Here is an 8,499-nt window from a genome sequence, read left to right as displayed (position 1 = left end):
GTTCGGGAGAGCTTCATCGAAGTCGGCGCGAATACGCTCGTATCCCCTTTGTCCCATCATCCAGGCGTATGCGCCGGCAATGCGAGCATAGTCTTCGCACAAGGCCGGTATCCTCTGTAAAGCTGGACCTGTGCGGGTCTTGAGCGCCATGTTGATCCGGACCCAGGAATCATAAACTGGCATGGCCGGATCGATCGTCGCGAGCAGCTTGGACGCGAACGAGGCTTCTACCCGGCCGGTGAGATCATGGAGAACGGTCAATACGTGCTGGAAGCTCTGCTCTCCGGCCGTCTTTTGAGTTTCAAACAGATCGTAAAACGCCTTCCGCCATGGAGCACCGCGTCTGACCATGTAGAGCCCGTTGAAAGTACGCTGAAAGTGAGCGTCGGTTCGGACATCGCATCGCCCGACCCGCTCCATTAGATATTGATAGCGGTCCATATCCGAGCGACGCGCCTGCAGGCGCGTAAGAATCGATGGCAGGCTGCTTGCGAGCAAGTCGAAGAGACCGGCCTCTGCCGCATTTACCATCGCCGCACTCGCCATCGACAGGGTCACACCGTTTCACTTCGCATCTTCGGTCGCTAGTCGTCGAGCAAAATGGGCGAGCGCGAATTGTCGGGCAGCCACGAGGAGGATCGGAAAGGTCAGGATATAGTAGGTCCGCCCCGCTCGCGTCCGAAGCGCCAACTAACCCCGTCCGACCGCATCAACCCGCTGACCTTGCTGCCGAGCTGCCGTTCGAGCACGGGCCGCCAAGGCACGAGCGTGAATTCCCGCGACTGTTCGACGAGCGCAAACCGGCCGCCGGCGAGATCGACCCGCCGGGTCAGCCGCCCCTCGACGAGGACGCCGGTCCGCGCCTCGACGAACGACTTGCCGAGCTCGGCGGCGAGCTGCTCGCCGGCGCCGATCAGCTCACGACGCTGAAGCAGCAAGAGCGCGTTGGCGCGAAGACGAACCGTTCCCCCGTCCGCATCGGCGAGCTGCTGCTCGACCAGCCACTGCCGGCGCGCGTCGAGCGCCAACCGCGCCTCGCGTCCGAAACCAGCATCGCGCATCGGCAGCGGTGCCGCCGCGCCGATCTCCCGATCGAGCCACGTCGCGGCATCTGCCGTTTCCAGCCGGGCGAGCGGTAGCGAGGACAGGGTCTCGATCTCGACCGGTCGATCGCGAACATTTCGCGCTTCATAGGCGGCAGCCCGGTCGAGATGATCCGCCGCGATCGGCCAAGTCCCGTCAACGTCGCGCTCGACGCCGACGCCCGCGCGCCGCATCGCCTCCAGGCGGCGGACATGGGTCTCGGCGAAGGTCTGGGTCGCGCTGGCATCATGGCGGAGGTGCCCGTCCACGGAATAGCGGCCGCCACTGGCGGTAGCGACTTCGACCACCGTCCGGTCGGCCTCGCGAACACCGCCGCTCCGCGGCGCGGCGCGGACGATCGATCCCTCGGGCGTGGCCTCGACCTGATCGCCGCGCCCGATGTCGAGGTAATGGACGCGGCCATCGACACCGTCGACGATCAGATAGTGGCGGTCGCGATGCTCGTCCGAGAAGCCGCGATGGACGACCCGCCCGACGATTGGCTGATCGAGTTGGTCGTGGATGCGCCGGTCGACGCCGGCGCGATCGAGTTTCCGTGTGGTCAGCTCGCGCTGCATCGTCCTGATGATGTCACCGCGCTCGCCCATCCGGCGCAACGTGTCTTCGATGCCGTCGTCGAGACGCCACCGCCCGTGCCCAAGATCCTCGGCAAGCCCCATCGCGCCAAGCTTGCGCAAGCGGCCCGCCGTGACGGACTGCCGAAACGGGTCGCTGCTGGCCGCAGTAACCACGCGCTCGGCGTCCATGCGACGGAGTAGACGACGGTCGATCGCGGTCAGCCGCTCCTGCTCAACATCGTGGCGCAGCCTTTCCTGGATTTCGCGGTCAGTCCGCGGCCCCAGGTCGAGCGTCGCCAGTTCGGCCGCGCGCTCGCGGAAACCGTGCGAGATATATTCGCGGGCAATGATCAGATTCTCGCCGTGATCGTCGACGCCGCGCAGCATGATGTGGGTGTGGGGCTGGTCGGTATTGAAATGATCGACCGCGACCCAATCGAGCTTCGTGCCGAGATCATGCTCGGCCTGGGTCATCAGCCGGCGGACATAGGGCTTGAGGTCGGTATACTCCGCGCCGTCCTCGGCCGACACGATGAAGCGGAACTGGTGCCGGTCGCCGTCGCAGCGCTCGAGGAACGCCTTGCCGTCGGCCTGATCGACCTCCGGCCCGTAGAGTTCACCCGGCGCGCCGTCTCGCGTCACCCCGTCGCGCTGGATGTAGCGCAGATGCGCGCGGGCACCGGGCAGACCCTTCGCGCCCAGCCGCACCAACCGGGTCTTCACGATCGCGCGACGGGCGCGCAGGCCGGCAAAGCGATCGCGGCTGGACAGCAGCCTGCCGATGCTCGCGCCGCGACCGATCCGGCTGCCGTCGAAGCGACGGCGCACGATGCCTGTCTTGGTCCCGGCGAGCCGTGCGGCGACGACGATGCGGCTCCCGTAGCGCAGCCCCTTCTTGCCGTCCTTGCCCTTGGTGCGGCCGAGCTTGGGCGTGAACTCTTCATCATCCATGGCGAGTCTCGCGATTTCGGAAGAAAAGTGCCGGTTTTCGGAAGTTTTCTTCCGAGGAGTCTCGCGACGCCACTGCCATGTCTCGCGAAAAAACGATGTGCAGACAAACACTTGAGCAGTGTCGCGAGACACTGCCTTTATCTTGTTTTCCCTTCTTCCCTTCCTCCTCACCCTTCCGGCTCAAAAAAGGGGGAGAAGCAGCGCCAGTCCGACGCCGCCTCTCCCCGTCGAGCAATGCGCGATCAGTGCGCATCGACCATCGCTTCGTGTGCCGATCTGCGGGACCGACAGAAGCGCTTTCCCATCGTCCCGTGCGCCATCCCGTCGCCATCCACGAGCATCACGCTCGCGAACCAGCGACCGTCCAGCCGCCCGCAGATCGCTATCCGATCGAGCTCCAGATCATCGTCGTCGATGCTCTCGTAGGACCCGAGCCAGCGCTCCTCGATCCGCGCATCCCAGAGAAAATCCGTCTCTTCTGCTTCGAGAAAGCGATGTGCCAGGGCCTCCCCGGCACCGCGTCCAAATTCGATTTCCAAGCCCGCCATCAGCATCGCCATCACGCGATCCGACGCCGTTCCGATGCTCTGACACATGCCCATGATGACCTCCAACGCTTGCGTCCTCACCATCGAGAACGGCGTCTGAGGGACGGGTGGCGGAGCGGCTGTCAGGGCCGCGGAGCGAAGCGCAGCGCCGCGAAGCGGACGTGGGGGGAACCGATTTGCGCAGCAAATTGGGGGGCACCCGCGGGCCTTGATAGCCGCTTCGCCAGCCGTCATGCTGGGTCTATCGAGACGAGCCTCCAACCTCTCGGTCGTGCGCAACCTCACCTCATTGACCATCACGCCGCACCGCGAAAAGTGTCGCCGATGACAGCTTGGACGGGGGCAATTCCGGCTGTGAAGAGGCCTGGTATCGCACGACGAAAAGTGTCTCGCGCGGTGGCTCGACCGGTGTGGCGGGAGCGATACCGGCCGCGCCGGCGACGCTCTGCAAATAGGCGATGGTCTCGGCAGGCAAGGTGCGATCGCCCGCGAGATGGGCGGCATATCGACCCGGCCCGGCATTGTAGGCCGCGAACAGTCCGGGGTAGCCGAAGCGATCATACATCAATCGCAGATAGAAGGTGCCGGCCAGGATGTTGTCGCGCGGATCGTCTGGATCGGCGCTGAGACCGAGCCGCTGTCGCATCGCCGCCCACGTCGCGGGCATCAGCTGCATCAGGCCCATCGCCCCGGCTCTGCTGCGGATCGGGCGACCGTCGAGCGTTGTCCGGCCGCGACTCTCGGCCTGCATCACCCGCTCGATCCAGGCGGTCGGCACGCCGAAGCGGAGCGAGGCTTCCGTGATGTAGGGCCGCCAGTCGGCCACAGATTCCGCGCGGGCTGGCGTTGCGATGGACAGCACCAGCGCGGCGGCTGTGAGCCTCAGCGGCGCCATAGCAATCGCGCCTTTCCGATGACGTCGCGGCCCTCGGTTGCGCCGAAATAGCGCCCGTCGAATGAGGCCGGATTTTCCATGAGCAGGAAGAGTTGACCGCCCCGAAGGCGGATGCAGCCCGACCATGCCGGCATGGGTCTGCCCCGTCCGTCCGCGAGGCGGCGCTCGGCTGTCCAGCGTCCGTTGACGAAGATCTCCTGCCCGAGGGCACAGATTTCGTCGCCGGCAATAGCTGTCACCCGCTTCACCAGCGGTACGTTCATCGGGAGGTAACGGCGTTCCGCGGCAAGCTGCCGGAAGGGCTCGGGGACGCGCGCGATGACCATATCGCTCGTATCGACGGCGGCGCCGGGCGACACTGCATAGAGACCGATGGGCGCACTGGCGCTGGCGTTCCAGACGAGGCGTGGCGCGGGCGGCAGGGCGGCGCTCGCGATCACAATGACGATGCCGACGCCGGTGATGGCGATCCGCCTGCGAAGCTTCGAGCGGCGCATCTTGTCGGCGCGGAGCGCGTCACCCCAAGCGAAGAGCGGGGTGTCGCCGGCGCGGTGGCGACGGCCGGTCACTGCGCGATCTCGCGTGCGGCGTGTTCGCCGGACCAGGCATCAAGGTCGTCGATATGATATTGGACGAAGCGGCTGTGACGCCGAAAGACCGGTCCCTTGCCGGCGCGGCGCAGTTGCTTGAGCAGGCGGGTCGAAATCTTGAGATAGGCTGCGGCCTGGTCGGTATTGAGGAAGGGCGAGCCGCGCTTGGCGCGGCTGGCCCGAGCGATGTCATCGTCGGTATCCATGGGTGTCGGCATCCTTCGGGGGACCGCAACCGTGCGATCACCGCACCGGGGATGCCGCCGGGAACACCGGACGGGCAGTGTCGAAAGCCGAAAGGCGATATTCGACACACCTGAAGATGAGCGGTGCGGGTTAGGCCGGGTGGCACGGGTCCAAAGCCCCGCGCGCCGAAGCGCGCGGGGCACCGCATTCAGCGCGACCAGATGAGCTTGTGCTCGCCATTATCGCCCTGCGTCAGGGTTGCGTAGATGGGCGCCGGGAAGGACGGATCGTCGAGCTTGAGGCTCAGATATTCCGCGCCGGTGTCGCGCGCCGCCTTGGTCCAGCCTGCGCCGAACTCGACGCCGCCGGCGCTCACGCGATGGTCCGGAGCCTTGTCGTTCTCGCGGTCGACGGGCCGGATGCTGGCCTTGACGCGAAGGGTGAGGGTCCGGATTTCGCCATTGTAGACGCCGCCGTCGCCACGGGTGAAACTGCCGATCTGTGCCATGATTACCTCCATTCGATGGGTCGATGCCGCCCCATGCGGCCTCGATGCGGTTGTCAGGCCGCTGGCCAGACGGCGCGCACCGCCAGGCCGAAGCGGAGCGGAGGACGGCCCGAGCCGGGCTTCTTGTCTCGCGAGGAAGGCGCGGGCACCGCGCCGGGGAAGAAGGTCGGCGAAGCCGTTGCGCGTCAAAGGAAGGCTTGCGGCAAACCGCGATCGATCAAGGCCGCCGGGGTTGCTGAAACCGAGGACGAAGCGGATCGTGCACATAGAACCGGCCAATCACCACGGCGATGGCTGTGCATTTGCGGACGAGATCAGCCTTGCCATGATCTTCATTGGCCTTCGCGCCGCCCGAAGATAGACCGGTAACAAGGGGGAAGCGATGACGGTTTTGGATCAAGTTCGTGGGTTGATCGAGCGGCTCTCATCGGAGCCAATCTGCGATGACTGCATCTGCGAGAAGTTGGGATTGACGGTGCGCCAACACGCCAATCACAAGACCCGCGAGCTCGCCGGCACGCCTGGTTTCGAGCGCCGCAAGGACCTCTGTTCGATCTGTCGCGGCGATAAAGTCGTGATCCGGCACCTTCGGAAATAGCTGGAAAAAGCTGCGTATGCTGTGATCAAACGATTGTGCGTCGGGGGGACTATGCATGTCAGGGCGTCATGTTTTTCATTTCGAGATCATTCGGCGAGGTCGTCGAGCTTGGCCGGCGCTTCGGACTATTCGCAGGTCATCGAAGCAGTTCAAGACAGCCGTTTCGACGGGCGATCAGGCCAAGATGGAAGCGACGTCCCAACGGGCATGGGACGCCTTGACCAACCTGTTCGAGATTCTGCGAAACGAGCAGGATCACGGCTATCTCGCCGATGTGCATATGGCTGTCCCAGTCGGCTTGCTGGTAAGATCGGCGACGGCCCAAAAACGTAGCGACATGATCGCCGCGCGCCGGATTGATCGAAATCACCCCACCTGTGCAGCCCTGTCCCTGCGAGACGCGCTCAATAAGGTCGCTCACTACGATGGAAGCAAGTCGACCTACCGCATCGACGGTCGCGGCGCGCATTACCTCGTTCTGAGCGGTCGGCACGGCAATGCCAATTGGGTCGCTGAATTCCTGGTGTCGAAACTCTGTGCGGCGAGTGCGAAGGCCACTCGCGCCATCACACTAACTCCCAATACCCCCTAGCGAAGCCTCTCGGATCGACTCGTTCGCCAATGAAACCGCGCGCCGACGCCGGAACGGCGGAGGCGCGCGGCCGAGTTTTGAGGGTCCGAATAGCGGGCGGGGGCTTCCCCCGCCCGCAATCGATCACGCCGCTTCGGCGAACGGTTCGTGCTGCTCGTCGAGGTCCGGTACGACCGCGACATCGCGCGCGGCGACGGCCTTGGCGTGGGCCGCGATGGTGCCGACACCGCCGCGCGTGGTGTAGGCGCTCGGCGGGAACTGCATCCAGCGCGGCACCCACCGCTCGACCTTGGGGCGTCCGTCATTGCCCGCCAGATGGTCGGCGATGATCCGCTTCAAGGTTTTGGACTTCTCGCCTGCATTGGCGTTGGCGACCGTCTCGCCCGCGACCTCGGCGACCATCCGGCCCAACACTTCGCGGTCGCGGATCAGCACGAAAAGCGCCTCGTCCGCCTGCCACCAATCGGCCATTTCGATGCCGATCTCGGTGCCGACCGCCGCGACGGCGGCGCTGCCCGCCGCCAGCGTTTCGCCGATGACGACCGCGATCACCTCCATGACGGCGGGATCGGGAAGCTCGACGAGGCGCAGGAACACGCCTGCCACGCCATAATCGTCCCCGTTTCCGCCGGTCACGGTCGGTTCCTCGGACGAGAAGCCGAGCAGGTCGAGCACGGCGCGGCGGCGCTCGTCGAACACCGTCTCCCCGCGCGCGGTTTCGAGGCTTTCGCGCACCTCGTCGTTTCGTGTGGTCTGCGGCTCGGGCCGCACGCTCCAAAGGTGCGAGCCGACGACCGCATGGGCGACCATCAAGCGGAGTGCCACCTCGGGGCGGGCGAGCAGTGCGGCGCGCACGGCGGCATGACGGTGCAGATCGACGTAGGTCTGCAAGGTCGAGGTCAGTTCGGGACGCTGCGGCTTCGGCCCTTCGGGGGCATCGCCGCTGGCAGCGCGGCGGGACTCCTTGCGGGTCAGATAGCCTTCGTGGAAGGTCACCTCGCCGGTCGAGCGGACATCGACATAGACCCGCCCGCCCTTGCGCTTCGCGGCCTTCTCGTATTCCCAAGAATGGAAATGCTCCGACGCTGGGACGATCACGACATCGCTCCAGCCGTCCTCCAGATAGGCCGCGCGCCGTGCCTCGATGGCTTCATTCTGCGCGGTCCAGAACGCCTCGGGGTCCGCGAAATAGCGGTCGTCGCCGAACAGGTCGGCGACGGTCGCGCCGGGATAGGTGGCGAGGTCGAACAGCGCGACCTTCGCCGCGATCGACTGTCCGCCGAACAGCCACGCCTTCAACTGGTGGCCGGTCGGCGTGTAGTTGTCGGGGTCGTCGTAGAGCGCCAGCCACGCCTTTTGCTGGCTCTTGCTGGCAAGAGTCAGATGGCGGACCGTGGTCCGGTCGATCTTCTCGTCGCGGTAGAGCTGGCGGATGCGCGGCAGCAGATTGCCGAGCGCCAGCACGCGGCGGATCGTGAGGTCGGGAAGCCCGAACGTGGTCGCGATGTCGTCAACCTCTCGGCCTTTCTTGACCAGCCGGGTGAAGGTTTCCCACTGGGTCACCTCGTCGGGGTCGAGCCGGGCAAGGTTTTCGATCAGCGAGGCCTCCAGCGCGGCGGCATCGTCGCCAGCCTCCATGATTGCGGAGGGCACCCGGCCAAGCTCGGGGTCCGCGCCGTCCTCGGTCTGTGCCAGCCGCGCGGCGTGGACGCGGCGCCTGCCCGCGATCAGTTCGAAGCGGCCTTCGGCATCGCCGGGCCGCAGGATGACCGGCACGATAATGCCGCGCTTGCGCACGGTCGGCAGGATGTCGGACACGTCCGGGGCCTTCTTCCCGTGCCGCATGTTCACGGCGCTGTCGTCGATGTTGCCAATGTCGATGAATTCGAGTTTCATGACTTCACTCCTTGTGAGTGCCGGTCCGTCGCTCTTTCCGGGATGGCGGATCGGCTTACGAATGGCGGCGAACG

The 8,499-nt window shown here is 65.7% G+C and carries 10 protein-coding genes; 2 read left to right on the top strand and 8 right to left on the bottom strand.

Features of this window, described 5'->3' with window-relative positions; translation table 11 throughout:
• The 7 genes from KAY22_RS07045 to KAY22_RS07015 all read right to left on the bottom strand — a co-directional run.
• A partial coding sequence (locus KAY22_RS07045; protein ID WP_296621598.1) for a hypothetical protein occupies window positions 1-558 on the bottom strand: 558 nt, incomplete at its 3' end.
• A gap of 89 nt (window positions 559-647) precedes the next feature.
• A complete protein-coding gene (gene rlxS / locus KAY22_RS07040) occupies window positions 648-2,612 on the bottom strand; it encodes a relaxase/mobilization nuclease RlxS (RefSeq protein ID WP_029994280.1) in 1,965 nt (654 codons plus the stop codon).
• A gap of 242 nt (window positions 2,613-2,854) precedes the next feature.
• Entirely contained in the window at window positions 2,855-3,172 is a 318-nt protein-coding gene (locus tag KAY22_RS07035; RefSeq protein ID WP_296621596.1) for a hypothetical protein, read from the bottom strand.
• Window positions 3,173-3,446: 274 nt separating this feature from the next.
• A complete protein-coding gene (locus KAY22_RS07030; protein ID WP_029994282.1) occupies window positions 3,447-4,055 on the bottom strand; it encodes a lytic transglycosylase domain-containing protein in 609 nt (202 codons plus the stop codon).
• On the bottom strand, window positions 4,043-4,624 hold the full coding sequence (locus KAY22_RS07025) for a S26 family signal peptidase (protein WP_029994283.1): 582 nt from the start codon (window positions 4,622-4,624) through the stop codon (window positions 4,043-4,045). The genes KAY22_RS07030 and KAY22_RS07025 overlap by 13 nt, the downstream gene beginning before the upstream one ends.
• On the bottom strand, window positions 4,621-4,851 hold the full coding sequence (locus tag KAY22_RS07020) for a helix-turn-helix domain-containing protein (protein WP_029994284.1): 231 nt from the start codon (window positions 4,849-4,851) through the stop codon (window positions 4,621-4,623). Before KAY22_RS07020 ends, KAY22_RS07025 begins: the two co-directional genes overlap by 4 nt.
• A 188-nt stretch (window positions 4,852-5,039) precedes the next feature.
• Window positions 5,040-5,339 carry a DUF736 domain-containing protein gene (locus KAY22_RS07015; RefSeq protein WP_029994285.1) on the bottom strand — a complete coding sequence of 100 codons (300 nt, stop codon included), beginning with the start codon at window positions 5,337-5,339 and terminating at the stop codon, window positions 5,040-5,042.
• Window positions 5,340-5,721: 382 nt separating this feature from the next.
• Between KAY22_RS07015 and KAY22_RS07010 the strand changes: the two genes are divergently transcribed.
• Window positions 5,722-5,937, top strand: a complete 216-nt coding sequence (locus KAY22_RS07010) for a hypothetical protein (protein ID WP_037520842.1) — start codon at window positions 5,722-5,724, stop codon at window positions 5,935-5,937.
• A gap of 217 nt (window positions 5,938-6,154) precedes the next feature.
• A complete protein-coding gene (locus KAY22_RS07005; RefSeq protein WP_152523622.1) occupies window positions 6,155-6,529 on the top strand; it encodes a hypothetical protein in 375 nt (124 codons plus the stop codon).
• Between the two features lie 123 nt (window positions 6,530-6,652).
• Here the strand turns inward: KAY22_RS07005 and KAY22_RS07000 are convergent, their stop codons facing one another.
• Window positions 6,653-8,425 (bottom strand): ParB N-terminal domain-containing protein, encoded by a 1,773-nt coding sequence (locus tag KAY22_RS07000; protein WP_029994286.1) that lies wholly within the window; start codon window positions 8,423-8,425, stop codon window positions 6,653-6,655.
• Between the last annotated feature and the right edge of the window lie 74 nt (window positions 8,426-8,499).

Origin of the sequence: Rhizorhabdus sp. (assembly GCF_018006725.1) — a bacterium.
Lineage (GTDB): Bacteria > Pseudomonadota > Alphaproteobacteria > Sphingomonadales > Sphingomonadaceae > Rhizorhabdus.
The sequence above is the reverse complement of the archived record's forward strand: the minus strand, read 5'-3'. Positions and strand labels throughout refer to the sequence as shown.